Consider the following 22963-nt stretch of genomic DNA (forward strand, 5'->3'; position numbering starts at 1 on the left):
CGCATGGGTGCGGCCCGGTGCGCGGCGCGAGATCGCCTCGCTCACCGGGCCTGCTCGCCGAGCGTTTTATCTGGTGCTGTTTATCGGCTGCTGTTCATCGGGTGCTGTTCATCGGGTGCCGCTCATTCGAATCGCGCGGGCCCGCGTGGGTGTCAGCGCAGCTCGCCGCTCTTCACGACGTCGCGGTACCAGAACGCGCTGTCCTTGGGAGTGCGCTGCTGCGTCGTGTAGTCCACGTGCACGATGCCGAACCGCTGGCTGTATCCCTCGGCCCACTCGAAGTTGTCCAGCAGCGACCACACGTGATAGCCCTCGACCTGCGCGCCGGCCTCCATGGCGCGGTGCATCGCGCTCAGGTGGTCGCGCAGGTAGGCGATCCGGCGGTCGTCGCGCACGCGGCCGTCGGCGTCGACTCCGTCCACGACGGCCAGGCCGTTCTCGGTGACGATCATCGGGACCCCGGGGTAGTCCCGCTGCACCCGGACGAGGATGTCGTGCAGGCCCTCGGGGTAGATCTCCAGCCACTCGGCCTGGGCCCGCGCGTGCCGGAAGACCCGCTCGCCCTTGCCGTCCACGAAGACCGGGGTGTAGTACTGCACGCCCAGGACGTCGATGGGCTCGCTGATGACGCCGAGGTCCCCGTCGAGGATGTGGTCGGCCATCGGGCCCCGCTCGGAGATCCAGCGCAGCGTGTCCTCGGGGTAGCGGCCCTTGAAGACGGGGTCCAGGTAGAGCCGGTTCTCCAGCCCGTCCTGGTGGTGGGCCGCCTCGCGCGCCTCCTGCGTGTCGTCGGCCGGGTAGGTCGGGTGCAGGTTGAGCGCCGGGCCGATGCGGCGTCCGGGGTGCCGCTCGTGCAGCACCCGCGAGGCGAGGCCGTGGGCGAGCAGCAGGTGGTGGCAGGCGACGAACGCGCGCGCGTCGTCCTTGAAGCCCGGCGCGTGGCTGCCGAAGCGGTATCCGCAGTCGACCACGGTCTTGGGCTCGTTGATCGTCAGCCAGTCCCCGATCTCCAGGGCGTCGAAGCAGATCTCGGCGTACTCGGCGAAGCGCTCGGCGGTGTCCCGGTTCTCCCAGCCCCCTCGGTCCTGCAGCTCCTGCGGCAGGTCCCAGTGGAAGAGCGTGGCCATCGGCCGGACGCCGCGTTCGGCCAGCCCGTCCACGAGCCGGCGGTAGAAGTCGAGGCCCTTCTGGTTGGGCTTGCCCGAGCCGGTCGGCTGGATCCGCGGCCAGGCGATGGAGAACCGGTAGCTGCCCAGGCCCAGATCGGCGATCAGATCGAGGTCCTCGTTGTAGCGGTGGTAGTGGTCGGCGGCGTGCTCTCCGCTGTCGCCGTCGCGTACGTTGCCGGGGACCGCGCAGAACGTGTCCCACACCGAGGGCCCGCGACCGTCCTCCGTCGTCGCGCCCTCGATCTGGTACGCCGCGGTGGACGCCCCCCAGACGAAGTCGGCCGGAAACCGTGCGGGTGAGTTCATGGCTTCATCCATTCTCGGTGAGGAAACGCGCGGGTGATTCGAGCGCCGTGCGGAGTTCGCCGAGGAACTCCGCGGCATCGCGACCGTTGATGTAACGGTGGTCGTATGCGAGGCCTACTGTGGCGGTCTTGCGTACGGCGAAGCCTGGACCGTCCTGGACGACCTCCGTGCGCGGCGCGGTCAGCGACAGCGCGCACGTCTGGCCGGGGAAGACGATCGGGACGGCGAACACGATGCCGTCGTGCGTGTGCAGGGTGAGCGTGATCGCGCCCCCCTGGAGGTCGCGTTCCCGGAACGACCCGGTGAGCGCCGTCTTGCGGAAGCCGACCAGGTCGCCGGCGATCTCGGCCAGCGGCCGGTTGCCCGCGTCGCGGACGACCGGGATGAACAACCCTCGGCCCACGTCGACCGTCACGCCCACGTCGGCGGTGGCGGCCCTTCTCGCCCGCGGGCCGGGGCCGGGCTGCGCGAAGAACATCGGGAAACGGTCGAGCAGCCCGCCGGCCGCCTTCACCACCATCTCGGGCAGGCCGACGAGGGTGCGCAGCCGGCGGGTGAGGTCGCGGGCGAGCGACAGGACCTCGGTCACGTCGACGTTCATCGCCGTGAAGGCCGCCGGGATCTCGCGCCGGGACCGCTCGACGACCTCGGCCGTGCGCTGCTGCGCCCGCGACAGCGTGATCCACTGCGCGTCGTCGCCCCCCGTTGTGGCGTCGTCCCCCGTTGTGGCGTCGTCCTCCACTGCGGCGTCGTCCGCGACGGCGGGGGAGGGCTCCCGCGCGCCGAGCAGTTCCTCGACGTCGGTCCGCCTGATCACCTTGCGCCCCAGGGCGTACACCCGCTCCATGGCGATGCCGTGCGCCTCGATCAGTTCGCGCGCGGGGGCCGTGACGATCACGCCGGAGACGTCGCCGGGCGGCGTCGAGGCCTGCGGCTCGCCCGGATTCCCGCCCGAGCCGGCGCCCGGGGTCTCCGTGGTCTCCGCGGGCGGCTCGTCCGCGCTCGCGAGCAGCCGGGCGATCACCTGCCCCGGCTCGCACTCGGCCCCCTCGGCGAGCAGCCGCCGCAGGACGCCGTCCGCCGGGGCCTCGACCTCCTCGGTCGCCTTGGAAGTCTCCAGCAGCACGATCGGATCGCCGTCCCGCACCTCCTGCCCGTCCTCGGCCAGCCACTCGACCAGGACGTACGACGTGTCGTTGTTGTTGAGCTTGGGCACCCGGAACTCGGTCACGAGAGCGCCTCCCTCACCGCGGCCCGGATGCTGTCGGCCTGCACGAGCACCTCGCGTTCCAGATGGGGCGCGGCGGGGATCACCCCGTCGGCCGAGTTGATCAACGTGATCGGGCGGCGCAGGCGGCCCCACAGGCGCGGGTAGAGCGCCGTGGCCACCTCGGCCGCCCAGGTGCCGCCCTCGGCGCCGTCGTCCACGACGCAGACGTGCGCCGCGTCCTCCAGCCCCGGCAGCCGGGGCACGGGGTAGAGCTGGGCGGGCACCAGCAACTCGCAGACCAGTTCGTCCTCCAGGAGGAGCGCCCGCATGGCGTCGAGCGTCCGGTGGACGAGCCCGCCGTGGGTGACCAGCGTGCAGTCGGGCCGGCCCGCGCCGTCGAGGTGCACCCGCGCCACGTCGTCCACCAGCTCGAACCGGAACAGGTCGTCCGTGCGGTACATCTGCCGCGTGTACAGGACCTTGTCCTCGAAGAACAGGCAGGGCCGCCCGAGCCCGAACATCCGGGCGAACAGCTCGCCCGCGTCGTGGAACGGGGTCATCTCGAACAGGGACAGCCCCGGCACGCCGATGAAGTGCTTCTGCGGGTTCTGGCTGTGGGTCGGGCCGTAGCCGCGGTTGCCGCCGGTGGGGCAGCGCACGACGAGCGGCACCGGCACGGGCCTGCCGTACATGGAGGTGGACTTGGCGGCGAAGTTCGTGATCTGGTCGAAGGCCAGCGCCACGAAGTCGGCGAACATGATCTCGACGATGGCCTTGTCGCCGGCGAGGGCCAGCCCGGCCCCGACCCCGGCGATCGCGCCCTCGCTCAGCGGTGTGGACCTCACCCGGGAGCCGAACCGGCTGGACAGTCCGCGGGTGACCTTGAACGCGCCGCCGTACGGGTCGCTGACGTCCTCGCCGAGCAGGTGGACCGAGGGGTCGGACTCCATGAGATCGTGCAGCGCCTGGTTGAGGTGCTCGGAGACCCTGGTCACGCCGCTCCCCCCGGCCGGGCGTGGGGGCGGGCGGAGACCTCCGCGACCACGCGCTCGACGAGCTCTCGTTGCTCCCGGTCGATCCGGGCGAACCGCTCGGGATCGGCCTCGGCGTACCGGTCGTACCAGTCGGACTCCGCGGCCCGGCGGATCTCCTCCGGCGGGCGGGTGTCGTCGCCCTTGCTGTGCGGTCCGAGGCGGTGGGTGGCGAACTCGACCACCAGCGGGGACGGCTCGGCCCGCACGGCGTCGACCAGCGGGGCGAGCGCCTGCCTGATCTCGCCGACGTCGGTGGAGCCGACGTGGTGGTGCCGGACCCCGAAGGCCGCCGCCCGGGCGGCGATCGTGCCCGCCATCTGCGCGGACGTGGGGGTCGACTGGGCGATGCCGTTGTGCTCGACCACGACGAGCAGCGGCACCCGCCAGAGGGACGCCATGTTCAGCGCTTCGTAGACGGCGCCCTCGCCCCAGGTGCCGTCACCGATGTACGCGCAGGCGAGCGCTCCCGTGCCGGCAAGTTTCAGGGCCACCCCGGTCGCCACGGGCAGGCTCTCGCCCTGCACTCCCGTCGACAGGAAGCGCCGGTGGTAGATGTGCTGGCTGCCGCCGACGCCCCCGCACAGCGCGCCCTCCCGCCCCATGATCTCGGCGAGCAGGCCGTGCGGGTCGGGATGGCGGGCGAGGAAGTGGCCGTGCCCCCGGTGGTTGCTGAACACGAAGTCGTCGTCGCGGAGCAGGGCCGACAGCGTGACCGGGATGTACTCCTGCCCGAGGCAGGTGTGGGTGGTGCCGCTCAGCACACCCTGCTCGAACAGGCCGAGCAGGGCGCGTTCGAAGTGCCGGATGAGCAGGAGTGAGCGGAGGTCCGCGTCGTTGAGAGCATGCCGCGGGCTCCGGGACGGTGCAGCGGTGACGATCACAGGTGGTCGGCTCCTGGTGCGTCTCTGGTCGAGGGCGCGCTCGACGGCGGGCCCCGCTGCCAGGGAAAAGGAGCACCGCGGCATCCATCACAGGAGCAGCAGCATCCATTGACAGGAGCGCCAGCACCCATCGACAGGAGCATCCTGCCTGGGAGCGCTCCCACGGAGCGTAAGTGCGGTAAGGGGCCGTGTCAATCCCTGGCCATACGGCTAATTTGGGAGATTACGACCGCATTGTCCGTGATCTGCGGCAATATCCTCACATTCCCCGTCTTGGGGCTAATAACGGACAGAAACTTCCATGACTCTTGACGAACGAAAGCCGTGATCCCTAGCCTCCACTGCCGTGGGAGCGTTCCCACTACTGCGTCCGAAATTGGGGGTTAACGGCGCGAGCGGCATGGATTCGCGCCGCCCCAGGCACCAGTATGGAAGCTCTCCGGCGGTGATTCCGTCGCCGGACCGTTGGTCGTCCGCGTCTTCGCATCGAATCGCCGGCGTCCGGGGCGCAGAGCGCACAAAGGAATGCCATGTTCTTAATACAAAATTCAACAGAGGTGCCGGCGTCGTGACCCGGACCGGCCTCTCACCGGCCAAGCAGGCGCTGCTGGCGCAGCGCCTCAGGGCCGGGAAAGCCGCGAGGGTCACCGTGCCGCCGCGGCCGGTAGGCACCCACCCGCCGCTTTCACACGCGCAGGAGCGCCTGTGGTTCCTGGAGCAGTACGCCCCGGGCACCACCGCCTACACCGTCGCCTTCGCCGTCCGGCTCGACGGCGGTGAGATCGACGACGCGGCCCTGGAGCGCGCCCTCATCGAGGTGGCCCGGCGCCACGAGAGCCTGCGCACCCGGTTCGTCACCACCGACGACGGGACGCCGGAGATCGTGCTGGACGACGAGCCCGTCGTGGAGCTGCGGCTGTCGCAATCGGACGACCCCGCCACCGTGCGGGAGGAGGTCCAGGCGGAGCTGGACCGGCCGTTCGACCTGGCGGCAGGCCCGCTGCTGCGGTTGCTCCTGGTCCGGCTCGCCGCCCGCGAGCACGTGCTGCTCCTGACCATGCACCACGCCGTCACCGACGGCTGGTCGTGCGACATCCTGGTGGAGGAGCTGCTCGCCCTGCACGAGGCGTACCGGACCGGGACCGAGGCCGGTCTCGCCGACCCGCCCGTGCAGTACGGCGACTACGCGCTCTGGGAACGCGGGCGGACCCACGAGGACGACATCCGTTACTGGCGGGAGCGGCTGGCCGGGCTGCCGCCGCTCGAACTGCCGACCGACCTGCCCCGCCCGCCAGAGCAGGGTTCCGCGGGGGCCGCCCACGGCATCGTGCTGGACCGCGAGCTTGCGGACGCGCTCACGGCGCTGGGCGGGGCGAACGGCGCGACGCTGTACATGACGCTGCTCGCCGCCTTCCAGGTGCTCCTCGCGCGATACTCCGGCCAGGACGACTTCGCGGTGGGATCGCCCGTGTCGGGACGCGACCTGCCGGAGCTGGAGCGGGTCGTGGGGCTCTTCATCAACTCGCTGCCGATGCGGGCGGACCTGTCCGGCGACCCGACCTTCACCGAACTGCTCGGCCGGGTGCGCGAGACGGCGCTGGACGCCTACGCCCACCAGGAGCTGCCCTTCGACCGGCTGGTCGGCGAGCTCGGCGTCGAGCGCGACGTGAGCAGGTCGCCGGTGTTCCAGGTGATGTTCGCGCTGCAGAACTACCGGTCGGCCCCGCTGCGCACCCAGGGCCTGACCATGTCGGCATACCCGTTCGAGGTGACCGCCAGCCGGTTCGACCTCGCGCTCTACCTGATGGACCAGGGCGACGGCCTGCACGGCAACATCACCTACCGCACCGAGCTGTTCCGGCCGGCCACGATCGCGCGCCTGGCGGAGTGCTTCGAGCATCTGCTCAGGTCGATCGTCGCCGATCCCGATGCCCGGGTGTCCGGCCTGGAGTTGCTTCCGGCGGCCGAGCGCGACCGCGTGCTCGCTTTCGCGGGAGCGGCGCCCGAGGCCCTGGCGCCCGCCGCGGACGCGTTCGGCGGGGCGTCGTCGCTGCACGAGGTGATCGCCGCGCAGGCGGCCCGCACCCCGTCCGCGACCGCCGTCGTGTGCGGCGGCGAGGCGCTCACGTACGCCGAGCTGGACGCGGCGGCCGACCGGCTCGCCCGGCGGCTGCGCGGGCTCGGCGTGCGGCGCGACGACCGTGTGGCGATCTGCCTGGAGCAGTCCACCGGGCTCGCGGTCGCGGTGCTCGGCGTGCTCAAGGCGGGCGCGGCCTACCTGCCGCTCGACCCGGAGCACCCGCGCGGCCGGCTCGAGTACGTCCTGGCCGACGCCGCGGCATCGATCGTCGTGACCACCCCGGACCTGCGCGACCGGCTCCCCGATGACGTCACCGCCGTAAACCTCGGGGAGGACGCGCCGGAGCCCGGTGACGCCATGGAGCCCGCGGCGCGGGGCGACCTCGCGTACGTGATCTACACCTCCGGCACCACCGGGCGGCCCAAGGGCGTCGCGGTGCAGCACCACGAGGTCCTGGTCTACCTCGCCGGGGTCCGCGAACGGCTGGGCGTGGAGCCCGGCTCGTCCTTCGCCCTGCTCCAGTCCCTGGCCTTCGACTTCGGTGTCACGGTCTTCTACCTGTGCCTGATGACCGGCGGCACGCTGCACCTGGTGCCCTCGCGCACCGCCGGTCCCGAGCTGGCGGAGATCTTCCGGCGGACCGGGATCGACTACCTGAAGATCACGCCGTCCCATCTGGCCGCGCTGCTCGCCGACGCCGGGCCCGAGGACCTGCTGCCCAGGAAGCTGCTGCTCCTCGGCGGCGAGGCGGCTCCGCGCGGCTGGGCGGCCGAGCTGGCGGCGACGGGCCGTTGCCGGGTCGTCAACCACTACGGGCCGACCGAGGCCACCGTGGGCGTGACGACCTACGACGTCGCCCGGCTGCCCGCTCCCGACGGCCCGGCGGAGGCGAGCGTGAGCCTGCCGATCGGCTCGCCGCTGCCCGGGGCGCGGGCGTACGTGCTGGACGAGCGGTTGCGGCCGGTGCCGGCGGGAGTGCCCGGGGAGATCTACCTCGGTGGCGACCGGCTGGCCCGCGGCTACCTGAACCGGCCGGGCCTGACAGCCGACCGGTTCCTCCCCGACCCGTACGGCCCGCCCGGGTCGCGTATGTACCGCACCGGCGACCTCGGCCGCTGGACCGCCTCGGGCGACCTGGAGTTCCTCGGCCGCCGCGACCTGCAGGTGAAGATCCGGGGTTACCGGGTCGAGCTCGGCGAGGTCGAGTCGGTGCTGGCCGACCATCCGGACGTGGCGCAGGCCGTGGTCGAGCCGCGCGGCGAGCAGCTCGTCGCCTACCTCGTCCCCGCCGCCGGGGAGGCCGGGGACACCGCGGCCGTGCGCGCATGGCTGGCCGACCGGCTGCCCGCGTACATGATCCCCTCGCGCTACGCCTGGCTGGACGAGCTGCCGCTCAAGTCGCACGGCAAGGTGGACCGCTCGCGGCTGCCCGAGCCGGAGGCCGACGTGCCGGCGGCCGAATACGTCTCCCCGGCGCCCGGCGCCGAGGAGGACGTGGCCCGCGTCTGGGCGGAGGTGCTGGACGTCGAGCGCGTGGGGGCGCTTGACGACTTCTTCGCCCTGGGCGGCCACTCGCTGCTGGCGATGCGGGTCATCGCCCGGCTGCGCAAGGCGCATCCGGACCGGCAGATCACGGTGCTCGACGTGTTCAAGCACCGCACCGTCCGAGAGCTGGCCCGGCTGCTCACCGCCGAGGGGGACGTGCCGCGTTCCCTGCTGCACCGGCTCACCCCCGCCAGGACCGCCACCACCACTTTGGTGTGCGTGCCGTACGGCGGGGGCAGCGCCGTGGTCTACCAGCCGCTCGCCGACGCGCTGCCGGACGACTGGGCGCTCTACTCGGTCGCCGTGCCCGGCCACGAGCTGGGCGAACAGGCCCGGCCGTTCGACGAGGTCGTTCTCGACTGCGTGGCCGAGATCTCCGAGATCATGGACAGGAACGGCGGCTCGCTGGTGCTGTACGGCCACTGCGGCCTCGGCGTCATGCTGTCCGCCGAGATGGCCCGGAGGCTGGAGGCGGACGGCCGCACGGTGGACGCGCTGTACCTCGGCGGCGTGTTCCCCTTCGCCCGTCCCGGCCGCGGCCTGAACTGGCTCGGGGCCTTCTTCGACCGCCTCACCAGCGACCAGCAGCGGGTCAACGCCCTGACCGCGGCCGGGCTCGACGTGGAGGACCTCGGCCGGGAACAGGTCAAACTCATCGTGCAGAACCGCCGCGAGGGCACCCGCGCCGCCGAGCGGTACTTCACGCGGATCTTCGAGGAGGGCGACGGCCCGGCGCTGCGCGCGCCGGTGATCTCCGTGGTCGGCGAACGCGACCCGGCGGCCGAGTTCTACCAGGAACGTTACAAGGAGTGGCACTGCCTGTCAGAGGAGACGGCGTGCGTCGTCCTCGACGAGGCCGGGCACTTCTTCCTGCGCTATCGCAACGAGGAGCTGGCCGACATCGTCACCGGCACCCACCATGCGCTCGCCTCCGGGCGTACGGAGGGGATGGAACGGGACGAAGGCCGCACCTGGTGGCTGCAGGGCGTCTCGCGCCGGGCCCATACCGTGTCCGCCGAGACCGGGGCCCAGGCGAGCGGGGCGCGGGACGGCGTGGACGGTAGGGACGATGCGGAGGGCACGCGGGTGCGCGTCGGCCCGCCGCCCAGCATGCGGCGGTTCCTCGTCGTCGCGGCCGGACAGCTCGTCTCGATGACCGGCTCCGCGCTGACCGAGTTCGCCATCCCGCTGTGGATCTACCTCACCACCGGCTCGCTCGCCAGGTTCGCGCTGTTCTCCGTGCTCGGCCTGCTGCCCGGCATGCTCGTCGCCCCGCTGGCCGGAGCCATCGTCGACCGGTTCGACCGGCGCAAGGTCATGATCGCCGGTGACGCCGCCGCCGGCGGCACCCAGCTCATGCTGGGACTGCTGCTGTGGACCGGCAACCTGCAGGTCTGGCACATCTATCCGCTGCTGGTCTGCCTGTCGGTCTCGCTCACCTTCCAACGGCTCGCGTACGGCTCGGCGATCCCGCAGCTCGTGCCCAAACGGTTCCTCGGGCACGCCAACGGCGTCGTCCAGATGGCCACCGGCACCGCGCAGCTCATCGTGCCGCTGATCGCGGTCGGGCTGATGGCGGCGATCGGTCTCGAGGGCATCCTCGTCATCGACGTGGCCAGTTACGTCGTCGCCACGCTCACCGTCGCGCTCATCCGCTTCCCGGGGACGATGGCCTGGAAGCGGCGGGAGAGCGTGCTCGCCGAGATGATGGGCGGAATCCGCCACTCCTGGGGCAACCGGGGCTTCCGCGCGATGCTGTTCTACTTCGCGGTGCTGAACATCTTCCTGTCCCCGCTGTTCATGATGATCTCGCCGCTGGTGCTGTCGTTCGGGACGCTGGCCGAGGTCGGCCGGGTGTCGTTCGCGGGCGGGCTCGGCGCCTTCCTCGGCGGCCTGGCCATGGCCGCATGGGGCGGGCCGCGCCGCAGGCGGCTGCTCGGCGTGCTGCTGTCGACGCTCGCCCTGTCGGTGTTCTGCCTGCTGACCGGCCTGCGCCCCGACCTGTTCCTCATCGCGGTCGGCGCGTTCGGCATGTCGCTGTGCCTCACCCTGCTGAACGGCGTCTACGCCACGATCATCCAGGTCAAGGTGCCGCAACGGTTCCACGGCCGGGTCATCGCGCTGAACACGCTGATCGCCTGGTCCACCCTGCCGATCGGGTTCGGCCTGGTCGCGCCGTACGGCGCGCAGGTCTTCGAGCCGCTGCTCGCCCCCGACGGGCCGCTCGCCGGCACGGCGGGCGCTCTGCTCGGCACCGGCGCGGGCCGCGGGATCGGTTTCATGTACGCCTGCTTCGCCGTGGCGATCGCGATCATCGCGCTGGTCGCGCTGCGGATCCGGGTGCTGCGCCGGTTCGACACCGACGTGCCCGACGCCCTGCCGGACGACGTCGTCGGCTACCAGGCGCTGACCGAACGCATGGCGGCCGCCCGCACGGACGCTCAGCCGGACGCGCGGACGGACCCGGGGACGGCCCTCGAGCGCGAGAAGGAGCACGCATGACGGGGACGACGAGGACGCGGCGCCTGCCCGCGCTCACCGTGCCGGAGCTGCTGCGGCTGCGCGCGGAGCAGGAACCCGACGGCGTCGCGATGATCGTGGAGGGGCACGGGACGCTCACCTTCGCCGAGTGGGACCGCAGGTCGGCGGCGCTCGCCGCCGGGCTGGCGGCCCGGGGCGTCGCCCCGGGCGACCGGGTGGCGCTGCACTTCGGCAGCCGCGACTGGATCGACTTCGCCGTGGCGTTCTTCGGGGTGCTCAAGGCGGGCGCGGTGGCCGTGCCGATGTCGGACCGGCTGGCGCCGGCCGAGCTGCGCTACATGATCGAGCACTGCGCGGCGTCGGCGGTGCTGCTCGGCCGGGACCTGACCGCGCCCCCGGGGCCCGGGGAAGGCGCCGCGGAGCCGTGGACCGCGACCCCGGCGGAGCTGGAGGCCGGCTTCGAGCCGGAGACGGCGCCGGAAGGGCCGCGGGTGCGGCCCGGCGACCTGGCGCAGATCCTCTACACCTCCGGCACGACCGGGCGGCCCAAGGGGGTCGGCGCGAGCCACGCCAACCTGGCCTACGGGTGCGTCACGCAGCCCAAGCACCGCAGGTTCGCCCACTCGCGCCACCTGTTGCACGCCTTCCCGATCGGCACCAACGCCGGCCAGACCATGCTGATCAACGCGCTGGACGCCCGGCCGGCCGTGCTGACCCCGGCGAGGTTCACGCCCGGCCGGTTCGCCCGGCTGATCGAGACCTACCGTCCCGGCACCGTGTTCCTGGTGCCCTCCATGGCGATCGAGCTGCTCGACGCCGGGCTGCACGAGCGGCACGACATGTCCAGCGTGGTGCTGCTCGGGTCGGCGGCGGCCGCGCTTCCCCCCGCTCTGTCGGAACGTCTGTCGGCGGCCTTCCCGAACGCGACCGTGACGAACTACTACACGTCCACCGAGGCCGCCCCCGCCCAGACGATCATGATTTACGACCGGACGCGGCCGGCCGCGCTGGGGCGGCCCGCGTTCGGCGGGTCGCTGCGCGTCACGGACGAGGAGGGCGACCCGCTCCCGCCCGGGGAGACCGGCGAGGTGTGGATGCGGTCGCCCACCGCCACCCGGTCCTACTACGGAGACGCCGAGGCCAGCGCCCGGTCGTTCCGCGACGGCTGGGTGCGCATGGGCGACGTCGGATACGTGGACGCCGACGGCTACCTCTACCTCGTCGACCGGGAGAGCGACGTGGTGAAGACCGGCGCGTTCAAGGTGTCCACGCTGCAGGTGGAGGCCGCGCTTCACGAGCACCCGGGGATCGCCGAGGCGGCCGTGTTCGGGCTCCCGCATCCGGTGCTGGGCTCCGTGCTGGGCGCCGCGATCGTGCCCAGACAGGCAGGGCAGGCGGGGCAGGCGGGCAGCCCGGGGCTGTCCGAGAGTGAGGTGCGCGCCTTCCTGATGGACCGGCTGGCCTGGCACGAGCTGCCCGAACGGGTCCTCGTGGTCGACAGCCTGCCCAGGAACCAGTCAGGCAAGGTCATCAAGAAGAAGCTGCCCGCGCTGCTGGGCGGCTCCGTGATCAGCACGACGGAAGGCGAGTGAGATGTCACCGACACTCATCGGCGAGGGGGAGCAGGCCTCCCTCGCACAGCACGGCATGTGGATAACGGAACAGATGGGCTGCGGTGGCCGGGTGTACCACATGCCGCTGGCCATCCGTCTCGACGGCCCCCTCGACGTGGACCGGCTGCTGGCCGCCTGCCACGACGTGGTCCGCGCGCATCCCCAGCTGGCCGCGGCCCTGGCGGAGCGGGACGGCGTGGTGCGCCTGGTGCCCGCCGCCGTGCCGCCGCCGATCAAGTTCGAGGACGTGTCCGGGTTCGAGGACGCCGGGCGTGAGCCGGGCGAGCTGGTCGACCGCGAGACGTCGCTCGCCCTGGACCTGGGGACCGGGCCGGTCGCCCGGTTCACGGTGTTCCGGCTCGCGCCGGAGCGGCACCTGCTGGTCTTCGTCGCCCACCACGCCGTCTTCGACGGCATGTCGAAGGACATCCTGGTGCGCGGCCTGGCCGCCGCGTACGCCGGGCTGCCGTCGCAAGCCCTCCCCCTGACGTACGGCGAGGCCGTCGAGCGGGAGAACGCCCAGGTGGCCAAGCTGCTCGGCGACGCCGCCGAGTTCTGGCACGGCCGCTGGAGCGACCGGCAGGACCTGCGGCTCCCCGGGCTGTCCGGGGTCTCGATCCGCGCCGCGGCCGGCGACGCCGTCGACTTCGCGCTTCCCGCCGATCTCGCCGTCGCCGCCGACAAGATGGGCGTCACCCGGTTCGAGCTGGTGCTCGCCGCGGTGCACACCCTGCTCGCGGCGTACGGCAACGAGGACGCGGCGGTGTCCGTCGACCTGTCCACCAGGATCGAGGAGACGCGGGGCCACATCGGCCTGTTCGTGAACGAGCTGCCGGTGCCGGCCCCCGCCCCGGCCGGGAGGTTCGCCGAGTTCGCCCGCGCCGTACGCGACGAGTTGCGGGCCACGTACCGGTTCCGTGAGGTGCCGCTCGCGCGTGCCGTCGGCGGCGTGAGCCCGCGCACCGCGCTGACGCCGGTGTCGGTCAGCTACCGCAGGCGTGACGGGAGCGAGCCGGAGTTCCCCGGCGTCGAGGCGTCGGTGGACTGGATGGCGTTCAACCAGGCGGTGCGCGGCACGCTGCACCTGCAGGTGGTGGACGCGCAGGACGGCGTCGCGGCCCGGCTGCAGTTCAACCCCCTCGTCCTGAGCCGCTCCGGGTGCGAGAGCGTCGCCGATCACCTGCTCGCCCTGCTGCGCGCGGTGGCCGCCGCTCCTGACGCCGACGTGGCCGACCTGCCGCTGCCGTCCCCGGTGGTCGACGGCGCGGTCGAGCCGTCCTTCGCCCGTGCCGGGGACGTCCGTGCGGAGGAGCCGTCCCCCTCGGCGCGGGGCGGTGCGGCGGACGCCGTGCCGTACCTCGCGGAGGTGGGCGAGATCTGGCGCGAGGTGCTCGGCATGCCGGAGATCGGCCCGGACGAGGACCTGTTCGACCTCGGCGGGCACTCGCTGTCGATCACTCAGATCATCGCGAAGGTCCGCGAGCGGATGGACGTGGAGTTGTCCTTCGACGTGTTCTTCGACGACCCGACGATCAACGGGATCGCGGCGGAGGTCGTCCGGCTGCGGGAGGAGGCGTGATGCGGGAGCGCGTCGCCGAGCTGGTGTCGAAGGCGAGCGGCGGCGACCTGGCCGTCGCCGACATCCTGGCGGCTGAGTGCAGCCTGCCCGCGCTCGGTCTCACTTCGATCGCCTATCTCCGGCTGATCGACCTGCTGGAGGTCGAGTTCGACTGTGACGTCGACCTGGACGGCGGCCATCTCGACACGCTCGACGGCCTGGTCGAGCACATCGCGGGGCAGCGGAAGTGACCGCGAGCCCGCCGGCGCAGGTCACCGGTCTCACGGCCCTGCCGCCGCGCACCGTGGAGTTCCGCGGCGCGCGGGGCGGGCAGGCCGCGCTCACCTGGGGCCAGCAGGGAATCTGGCGCTCCACGCGGTGGCTGGACGACGGCGACCCCTACTTCAACCTGGCCTGGACCCTGCCGGTAACCGGCGCGGCCGGTCTGGACGCCGTGCTGCGCGCCGTGGGCCGACTCGTCGAGCGGCACGAGACGCTGCGCACGGCGTTCGCCCGCGCCGGGGAAGGCGCCGGGGAAGGCGACGGGGAAGGCGGGGAGGACGGCGGGGAGGACACCGTCCAGCGGGTGAGCCGCGAGGGCCGGCTCACCGTGGGCGTGTACGAGGCGGCGGCCAGGCCGATGAGCGCGGCCAAGGAGCTGGCCGCGGAGCTGGCCGCGACCGGGTTCGACTACGCGGCCGAGCTGCCGATCCGGTGCGCGGTCGTCTGCCAGAGGGGCCGCCCGCGGGTGCTGGCGCTCGCGTTGTCCCATCTGGCGCTCGACGGCTGGTCGCTGAACATGGTGGCGGCGGAGTGGCCGCGGCTGGTCGCAGGGGAGGACCTGCCCGAGCCGGGCCGGCAGCCGCTCGACCAGGCGGCGTTCGAGCGGTCGGACTCGCCGCCCGGCGGCCAGGCGTTGTGGCACTGGCGGACCGGTCTGGCGTCCGCCCCGCGTTCGATGTTCGACTTTCCGATGCGCGAACCCGAGGAGCCGCGCTTCGTCCGGCACGGGATGGACTCCCCGGCGGCGGCCGTCGCCGCCGAGGCGCTGGCCGCCCGGCACGGCGTGACGACGTCCAGCGTGCTCACGGTCGCGAGCGCCGCGCTGCTGGCCGCCGTCACCGGGCACCGTACGGCGGCGCTGCAGCTCATCGTGTCGAACCGGCACCACCCGGGGATGGAGGCGATGGCCGGGCCCGCCGCCCAGGACGGGCTGTGCGTCATCGAGCTGGGGGCCGGAGCGACGTTCGCCGACGCGCTGCGGCACGGACATCGCCGAACTATGGCGACCTACCGCAACGGGCACTACGACCCCGCGCTCGTGCACGCCGCGTGGGAGGCGGAGGCGTGGGACCGCGGCGCCGACATCGACCTGGACGCGTTCTTCAACGACGTCAGGCAGGCGGGCCGCTGGCAGGGCCTGCCGCCGGTCGATCCCGGGGACGCCGCCGCGCTCGCCACACTCCGGGCCAGGACCCGCACGTTCTTCGTCGGCGCCTACTCGAAGGTCAAGGCGAGGATCTTCTTCGCCACCGGCCCGACCCCGTCCACCTGCGAGTTCTACGTGCTCGTGGACACGGCCTTCCTGCCCGGCGACGTCGCCGGGCGGATGCTCACCGGCCTGGAGGAACTACTGGTCCGGGCGGTCTCGGAGGAGGTGCCGCTGGACCGGGTCGCGAAGGTCGCGGGCCTGGACCCGGTGCCGCGCCCCACCGGATGGACCGCGATCGGCCACGACTGGGTGGACCTGCCGGCGACCGAGGAACTGCTGCGCCGCGCGTGCGGGACCGACCTGGCCGCGGTCGTGGTCGAGGACGCCTCGGACGGAGCCGGAGCCGGAGCCGGAGACGGGGCGGCGGCCCGGCTGACCGGGTATCTCGTCGCGTCTCCCGGGCTGGACACGCCCGAGGCCGTCCACAGCGCCGTGATGCGCGCCGCGGCCGGCCGGACCGACGTGCTCGCCCCCCACCACTACGTCCTGTGCGCGGCGCCGCCGGCCGGCCCCGCGGGCTGGCCCGCCTGTCCCCGCCTGATCGAGGGCGGTGGCCGGGCCCCGTCTTCCGCAATGACCGTCTTGGGAAGGTGACATGACCGACTCCCCGATGCTCGTGGTCGTCAACGACGAGGAGCAGTACTCCGTATGGTGGAGCGACCGCGAGCCGCCCGCCGGGTGGCGGGCCACCGGCTTCGCCGGCACGCGGCAGGAATGCCTGGACCACATCGAGACGGTGTGGACCGACATGCGCCCGCTGAGCGTACGCGACCAGGAGACGCTGAGCGTACGCGACCAGGAGACGCTGAGCGTACGGGCCCCGGCGACGCCGAGCTCCCGGGACAGATGACCAGCGCGGAGCGCCGCGCCGCGCTGATCGAGAAGCTTGCCGGGCTGCCCCCCGAGCGACGGGCGGCGCTGCTGCGCTCCCTCGGGGGCGCGTCGCGCGACCCCGGCGGCCAGGAGTGGCCGCTGTCGCCGGGCCAGGAGCGCCTGTGGTTCCTCAGCCGCTTCGACCCCGGCGACACCGGTTACAACACGCCCTGGTGCATGCGGCTGCGCGGGCCGCTCGACGTGGACGCGCTGACCGCGGCGTTCACCCGGATCGTGGAGCGGCACGAGGTGCTGCGGACCCGCTTCCGCCTGCGCGGCGACGCGCCCGTGCAGGTCGTGCTGCCGCCGGAGCCGGTGCCGCTGGAGAGGATCGCGCCGTCCGGCGAGGCGGACCTCGACCGGGCGCTGAAGGAGTTCGTCGAGCGCCCGTTCGACCTGGAGAACGCGCCTCCCCTGCGGGTCGGCCTGGCCGTGCCGGGCGAGGACGACGCGGTCGTCTGCATCGTCCTGCACCACATCGTGATGGACGGCTGGTCGCTCGACGTGCTCCTGCGCGAGCTCACGGAGTGCTACGCCGCCGGGCGCGAGGGGCGTGAGCCCGAGCTGCCGGAGCTGCCCACGCAGTATCCCCGCTTCGCCGTGCAGGAGAGGCGGCGGGACCACACGCAGGGCCTGGAGCACTGGACGAGCCGCCTGGCCGGCGCTCCCACGCTGGACCTTCCGGCCGACCGTCCCCGCCCGGCCCGCTGGTCGGGGCGCGGCGGACGCGAGGAGCTGCTGCTGCCGCCGGAGGAGATCACTCCGTTGGAGAAGGTGGCCAGGAAGCGGCGCTGCACGTCCTTCATGGCCCTGGCCGCCGCCTACCAGGCGACGCTCGCATCGGCGTCGGGCCAGACCGACTTCTGCGTCGGCGTGCCGGTGGCCGGCCGGCCCCGCAGCGAGCTGGCGCCGCTGATCGGCTACTTCGGCAACACGATGGTGCTGCGCGCCGACCTGTCCGGCGACCCGTCGTTCCACGAGCTGCTGGACCGTGTGCGCGAGGCGACCCTGGCCGGGATGCGGCACGCGGAGGTGCCGTTCGAGCACGTCCTGGCCGCGCTGCGCGTCCCCCGCGACATCAGCAGGCCGCCGCTGTGCCAGGCGATGTTCAACCTGCACAACCTGCCCAAGGACGATCTGCTGGGGACCCGGTTCGCCGACCTCGACCGGGAGGTCTACGTGGTCCCGCCCAGCCACACCAAGGCCGAGATCTCGATGGACCTGTGGCGGGGCCCGGAGGGGCTGGGCGGTGTCCTCGACTACAGCAGCGATCTGTTCGCGCCCGCGACGGCGCGCCGCCTCGTCGGCGCTTTCGCCGAGGTCGTACGGCGGGCCGGGGCCGACCCCGACCTCCCGCTGTCCGCGCTGGGCGGCCCGTTCCCGAAGTGAGAGGTGTTGAAAGTGAGTGACGCGGTGAGCGGCGTGACCAGCCCTGATACGGCGCTCGCGCTGATCCGCCGGTGGCGTGACGCGAGCCCCGACGCGGTCGCGGTGAGCGGTGCCGACGGCGTGCTGACATACCGGGAGCTGCACGACAGGGTCGACCGGCTGGCGGCGCTGCTGCGCGCCCGCGGAGTCGGCCCGGAGGTCCCGGTCGGCCTGTGCCTGGAGCGCTGCCCCGGCATGGTCGTCGCCCTGCTCGCCGTGTGGCGGGCCGGCGGCGCCTACGTGCCGCTCGACCCGGGCTTCCCCGAAGAGCGGCTCCGGTTCATGCGGGAGGACGCGGGCATCCGGCTGGTGCTGGCCGGCCAGGGCGTCGAGTCCCGGCTGCTCGAGGGCGTCCCCGACGTCGTCGAGCTTGCCCAGGACGGCGTTCCCGTCGCCGGCGGGGCGTCCGGTGATGGCGGCGTGCCATCCGACGGCCCGGTGGGGGATGCGGTGGGTGACGCGGTGGGCGACCTGGCCTACCTCATGTACACCTCCGGTTCCACCGGCAGGCCCAAGGGGGTCGCCGTCCCGCACGGCGCGGTGGTCAACCTGCTGGAGTCCTTCGCCTCCCTGCTGGAGCTCACCCCGCGGGACGCCTGGCTGGCGGTCACCACGCTGTCGTTCGACATCTCGGTGCTCGAGCTCCTCCTGCCGCTCGCCTGCGGCGCCCGCGTGGTGGTCGCGTCCGGGCACGAGACGGCGGACGGCCGCGCCCTGCGGTCGCGCGCCGTGGCCGAGGCGGTCACGATCATGCAGGCGACCCCGGCGAGCTGGCGCATCCTGCTCGAGTCCGGCGGGGTCCCCGAGAACGTCGCGACCCGGCTGTGCGGGGGCGAGGCGCTGCCCCGCGACCTCGCCGACGCTCTCCTTGAGGGAAGCGCCGGGCTCTGGAACGTGTACGGCCCGACCGAGACGACGGTCTGGTCGACGGCCGGGCGCGTCAGCCCGTCGCCCGCCGCCGTCGACCTGGGCGAGCCCATCGGCAACACGACGGTGCACATCCTCGGTCCCGACGGGCGTCCCGTGCCGCCCGGCGAGGCCGGCGAGCTGCACATCGGCGGCGCGGGCCTGGCCAGGGGATACCGCGGCATGCCGGGCCAGACGGCGGCCAGGTTCCTGCCCGACCCGTTCTCCGCGGCGCCGGGGGCCCGCCTGTACGCCACGGGCGACCTCGCGAGGATCGAGAACGGCAGGCTCTGCTATCTGGGCCGGGCCGACCAGCAGGTGAAGGTGCGCGGGTTCCGGATCGAGCTCGGCGAGATCGAGACCGTGCTGCGGGCCGCGCCCGAGGTGGCCGACGCCGCCGTCGGCGTCTGCGACGGCCCGGACGGGCTGCCGCGCCTGGTCGCCTACGTCGTGCGCGCGGCCGGGGAGCCCGAGGAGGCCGACCTGTGGCCGTCCCTGCGTGACCGGCTGCGCCGCGACGTGCCCGAATACATGGTGCCCGCGCACCTCGTGATGCTGGACGCCCTGCCGCTCACCCCGAACGGCAAGCTCGACCGCAAGGCCCTGCCCGTGCCCGAGTGGACCCGGGCGCGGAGCCGGCCGTACCGGCAGCCGTCCACGCCGCTGGAGCAGGACCTCGCGGCGATGTGGGGGGAGGTGCTCGGCATCGCGGAGCCGGTCGGCGTCGACGACGACTTCTTCGAGCTGGGCGGGCACTCGCTGACCGCCACCCAGATCATCGCCAGGATCCAGGCGCGCTTCGCGACCAGCGTGCCGATCGTGGTGCTGTTCGAGAACCCCACGGTGGCCGAGCTGGCGGCGGCGATGGACCGGCTCGACGACGACGACCTGGACCTGACCGAGATCGCCGCGCTCCGCGACGAGCTCGACGGCCTCAGCGCCGAGGACCTGGCGGCCGTGCTCGACGAGATGGCGTCGGACAGATGAGGGCGCCCCTGTCCCCGGGCCAGGAACGGCTCTGGCTGCTGCAGAGGCTGGACCCCGCCGACGCCTCCTACACCATGTACACCGTCCGCAGGCTGCGTGGACCTCTCGACGCGGACGCCCTGGAAGGGGCGCTCGCGGACGTGGTGGCCCGCCACGAGGGCCTGCGCACCCGGTTCGAGGAGGAGGACGGCGTCCCCTGGGCGGTCGCCGGGCCGCCGGGGGCGGCGGAGTCGGTCCCGCCGGTCGAACGGATCCAGGCCGGCGACGAGGAGCACGCCCGGCGGATCGTCGCCGAGCGGGTGAACGCGCCGTTCGACCTCGCCGAGGGCGTGCCGCTGCGCGTCGCGCTGATCGCGATCGGCGCGCTGGACCACGTGCTGTGCGTCACGATGCACCACATCATCGGCGACGGCTGGTCGCTGGGGATCCTCTTCGACGACCTGGCGGAGTGCTACACCGCGCGCCTGCACGGGCGCGCGCCGAGCCTGGCGCCGCTGCCGGTCCAGCCGTCCGACTACGCCCGCTGGCAGCGCCGCCGCGCCGAGCGCGCGGTGCCGTACTGGCAGGAGCGGCTGGCCGATCCGCCGCCGCCCGAGCTGCCCTGCGGTGTGGGAAACGGGGGCGAGGGTCCCGGGGACTTCCAGGTCGTCCGGCTGGGCCGGGAGGTCGCGGCCGAGCTGGACCGGCTCGCCCGCGACCACAGGACCACCCTGTTCACCGTGCTCATGGCGGCCTACCAGGTGCTGCTGCACCGCCATACCGGCCACACCGACGTTCTCGTCGGCACGGCCGTGGCCGGCCGCGACCGGGTCGAGCTGGAGCCGATGATCGGCTACCTCTCGCAGACCGTCGTGCTGCGCGGCGACCTCGACGGCGACCCGTCGTTCACGGAGCTGCTCGGGCGCACCAGGCAGGAGACGCTGACGGCGCTGAGCCGGCCCTCGGTGCCGTTCGAGCGGATCGGGCATCCCGCCGAGGCGCTGATGCCGACCATGTTCATCCTGCATACCCAGGACCTCGGACCCACCCGGCCGTTCGGCGACCTGTCCGTCGGCTTCTTCCCCGACGGCTACCGGCAGGTCAAGCTCGGCCTGTACGCCGAGGCGTGGTTCGAGGACGGCGAGATCGTCGTGTCGTTCGGCCACGACGGGTCCAGCGGCTCTCCCCACGAGGCGGAGGCCGTCCGCCGGCTCGCCGACCGTTTCCTGCTCCTGCTGGAGTCGGCGGTGGCCGAGCCGCATCGGCGGATCTCCGAGCTGCGCCTGTGGACCGGCGACGACGAGAGCGACATCCGCGCCATGGCCGGCGACGGCGCCGACGCCGCCGGACTCGTGGTTCCCGAGACGACGGTTCCCGAGATGATCGCGGGGGTCGTCCGCCGCACGCCCGGCGCCGTCGCGGTTGTCTGCGGGGAGACCGAGGTCACCTACGCCGAACTGGACCGGCGGGCGGCGCGGCTCGCCGCCGCGCTGCGGGCCCGGGGCGTGCGCTCCGGCGACGTGGTCGGCGTCTGCCTGCCCCGTTCTGTCGAGGCGATCACCGCGTTGCTCGCCGTCTGGCGGGCCGGCGCGGCCTACATGCCGTTCGAGCCGGACGAGCCGGAGGAACGGCTGGCCTTCTCGCTCGCGGACGCCGGGGCGACGCACGTGATCACGACCCGGGCGTTGCCCGCCGGGCTCACCGCCGTCGACCCGCTGGACGGCGCGGACGGCGCGGACGGCGCGGACGACGCGGCCCCCGGCGACCCGGAGGGACCGGAGGAGGCGCGCCCGGGTGACGTGGCCTACGTGATCTCCACCTCCGGCTCGACCGGCAGGCCCAAGGGCGTCGCCGTCGAGCACCGCGCCATCGCGGCCCGGATCCGGTGGATGCGGGAGGAGTACGGCCTGGCGCCCGGAGAGCGCGTCGTCCAGTTCGCGTCGCTGAGCTTCGACACGCACCTCGAAGAGGTCTTCCCCACGCTCGCCGCGGGAGCGGCCCTGGTGCTGCTGCCCGGCGGGGCGGCGACGCTGCCCGACCTGCTGGCCGCCCCGGGCGGGGAGCGGATCACGATGCTCGACCTGCCCACCGCCTACTGGCACCACCTGGTCGAGGAGATCGACCAGATCGCCTGGCCGCCCGCGCTCCGCCTGGTCGTCATCGGCGGCGAGCAGGCGTCCGGGGGCGCGGTGGCGCGCTGGCGCGGCCGGTTCGGCGACCGCGTCCGCCTGGTGAACACCTACGGCCCGACCGAGGCCGCGGTCATCGCGACCGCGGCCGACCTCGGCGCGACGCCGTACGGCAGGCCCCCGATCGGCCGGCCCGTCGGCGCGACGACGGTCCACCTGCTCGACGCGGCCGGGGCGCCGGTCCCGAAGGGCGTGATCGGCGAACTGGTCATCGGCGGCGCCGGGGTGGCGCGCGGTTACCTGCGCCGCCCGGCGCTCACGGCCGCCGCCTTCGTCCCCGACCCGCTGGGGCCGCCGGGATCGCGGAGGTACCGCACCGGCGACCGGGCGCGCTGGAACGAGGACGGCACGCTGGAGTTCCTCGGGCGGCTCGACGGGCAGCTCAAGGTCCGCGGCTTCCGCATCGAGCCGGGCGAGGTCGAGGCGCGGCTGCTCGACCATCCGGGGGTCGGCCAGGCGTTCGTCACCGTCCACGCCGAGGAACTGGTGGCGTACGTGACCGGGACCGTGACCGGGGAGGAGCTGGCCGCGCACCTCGCGCGGACCCTGCCCCGCCATCTCGTCCCGACCGCCTGGGTCGTGCTCGACGCGCTGCCGCTCACCAGCCGCGGCAAGGTGGACCGCGCGGCGCTGCCCGCGCCGGTGCGGGCTTCGTCGGCCGGGCACGTCCCGCCGAGCACGGACGCGGAGCTGCTGGTGGCCGAGATCTGGGCGGAGCTGCTCGGCGTCGGTTCCATCGGCGCGAACGACGACTTCTTCACCCTGGGCGGGCACTCGCTGCTCGCGACGAGGATCGCGGCCCGGCTGCGCCGGGCGACCGGCGTGGAGGTCCCGGTCCGCACGATCTTCGAGCGGCGCACGGTGGCCGAGCTGGCGGTCGCGCTGGAGGACCTGCTGGTGGCCGAGCTGGAGGAGCTCTCGGACGAGGAGGCCGAGCGGCTGCTGTCGTCCGCCGACCACTGACCGCGAGGCGGGCGCCTGTGTTTCCCGGGCGGCCGCCTCATGCCGTCCGAGCGCGTTCTGGGCGGCGCTGTGGGTCAAGGCGGCAGGGTCAGGAGGCCGGCGGTCGAGCCGGTGCACCGCGGGCCACCGGTTGGCGCCGTCTCCGCGACCGCCTCACCCGCACAGGCGCGGCCTGGAGACTGACACCACTCGACCGTTCCCGGGTCTGGCCGCCGTGCCGGCAGGGCAAAACCGCCGCGCACCCTCGGGTGCGCGGCGGTCTCGTCGTT

13 protein-coding genes are annotated in these 22963 nt (G+C 73.4%); 9 read left to right on the top strand and 4 right to left on the bottom strand.

The genetic code is table 11. The annotated features are described in order from the left end of the window. Positions 1–152: 152 nt before the first annotated feature. The 4 genes from BXA11_RS19535 to BXA11_RS19550 are packed head-to-tail and all read right to left on the bottom strand — an operon-like array spanning position 153 to position 4600. A complete protein-coding gene (locus BXA11_RS19535) occupies positions 153–1475 on the bottom strand; it encodes a GH1 family beta-glucosidase (RefSeq protein ID WP_204053732.1) in 1323 nt (440 codons plus the stop codon). Positions 1476–1479: 4 nt separating this feature from the next. Next, positions 1480–2706, bottom strand: a complete 1227-nt coding sequence (locus BXA11_RS19540) for a 2-oxo acid dehydrogenase subunit E2 (protein ID WP_076436518.1) — start codon at positions 2704–2706, stop codon at positions 1480–1482. Then, a complete protein-coding gene (locus BXA11_RS19545; protein ID WP_076436521.1) occupies positions 2703–3680 on the bottom strand; it encodes an alpha-ketoacid dehydrogenase subunit beta in 978 nt (325 codons plus the stop codon). The genes BXA11_RS19540 and BXA11_RS19545 overlap by 4 nt, the downstream gene beginning before the upstream one ends. Continuing rightward, positions 3677–4600: a thiamine pyrophosphate-dependent dehydrogenase E1 component subunit alpha gene (locus BXA11_RS19550; protein ID WP_076436525.1), complete on the bottom strand. Its 924-nt coding sequence runs from the start codon at positions 4598–4600 to the stop codon at positions 3677–3679. Before BXA11_RS19550 ends, BXA11_RS19545 begins: the two co-directional genes overlap by 4 nt. 568 nt (positions 4601–5168) lie before the next feature. On the opposite strand from BXA11_RS19550, the gene BXA11_RS19555 reads away from it, so the two are divergent. Genes BXA11_RS19555 through BXA11_RS19590 form a run of 9 tightly spaced genes read left to right on the top strand, consistent with a single transcriptional unit; the run spans position 5169 to position 22694 of the window. Continuing rightward, positions 5169–10727 (top strand): non-ribosomal peptide synthetase/MFS transporter, encoded by a 5559-nt coding sequence (locus BXA11_RS19555; protein WP_076436527.1) that lies wholly within the window; start codon positions 5169–5171, stop codon positions 10725–10727. Next, positions 10724–12298, top strand: coding sequence for a class I adenylate-forming enzyme family protein (locus tag BXA11_RS19560; RefSeq protein WP_076436530.1), 1575 nt, complete (start codon positions 10724–10726; stop codon positions 12296–12298). The genes BXA11_RS19555 and BXA11_RS19560 overlap by 4 nt, the downstream gene beginning before the upstream one ends. A 1-nt stretch (position 12299) precedes the next feature. After that, complete coding sequence (locus BXA11_RS19565) at positions 12300–13898, top strand: condensation domain-containing protein (RefSeq protein ID WP_076436532.1); 1599 nt, start codon at positions 12300–12302, stop codon at positions 13896–13898. Further along, positions 13898–14128, top strand: a complete 231-nt coding sequence (locus BXA11_RS19570; RefSeq protein WP_076436535.1) for a hypothetical protein — start codon at positions 13898–13900, stop codon at positions 14126–14128. The genes BXA11_RS19565 and BXA11_RS19570 overlap by 1 nt, the downstream gene beginning before the upstream one ends. Beyond that, a complete protein-coding gene (locus tag BXA11_RS19575; RefSeq protein WP_076436538.1) occupies positions 14125–15963 on the top strand; it encodes a condensation domain-containing protein in 1839 nt (612 codons plus the stop codon). The genes BXA11_RS19570 and BXA11_RS19575 overlap by 4 nt, the downstream gene beginning before the upstream one ends. 16 nt (positions 15964–15979) lie before the next feature. After that, on the top strand, positions 15980–16219 hold the full coding sequence (locus BXA11_RS19580) for an MbtH family protein (protein ID WP_373320604.1): 240 nt from the start codon (positions 15980–15982) through the stop codon (positions 16217–16219). Beyond that, a complete protein-coding gene (locus BXA11_RS41405) occupies positions 16216–17631 on the top strand; it encodes a condensation domain-containing protein (protein WP_159454806.1) in 1416 nt (471 codons plus the stop codon). Before BXA11_RS19580 ends, BXA11_RS41405 begins: the two co-directional genes overlap by 4 nt. Positions 17632–17643: 12 nt before the next feature. After that, the gene (locus tag BXA11_RS41410; protein WP_159454807.1) at positions 17644–19563 is read left to right on the top strand and encodes a non-ribosomal peptide synthetase; all 1920 of its coding nucleotides are present in this window, start codon (positions 17644–17646) and stop codon (positions 19561–19563) included. Beyond that, positions 19560–22694, top strand: coding sequence for a non-ribosomal peptide synthetase (locus BXA11_RS19590; RefSeq protein WP_076436540.1), 3135 nt, complete (start codon positions 19560–19562; stop codon positions 22692–22694). The genes BXA11_RS41410 and BXA11_RS19590 overlap by 4 nt, the downstream gene beginning before the upstream one ends. Positions 22695–22963: the final 269 nt, after the last annotated feature.

It is taken from the genome of Microbispora rosea, assembly GCF_900156315.1.
In the GTDB taxonomy this organism is placed as follows: Bacteria; Actinomycetota; Actinomycetes; order Streptosporangiales; family Streptosporangiaceae; genus Microbispora; species Microbispora rosea.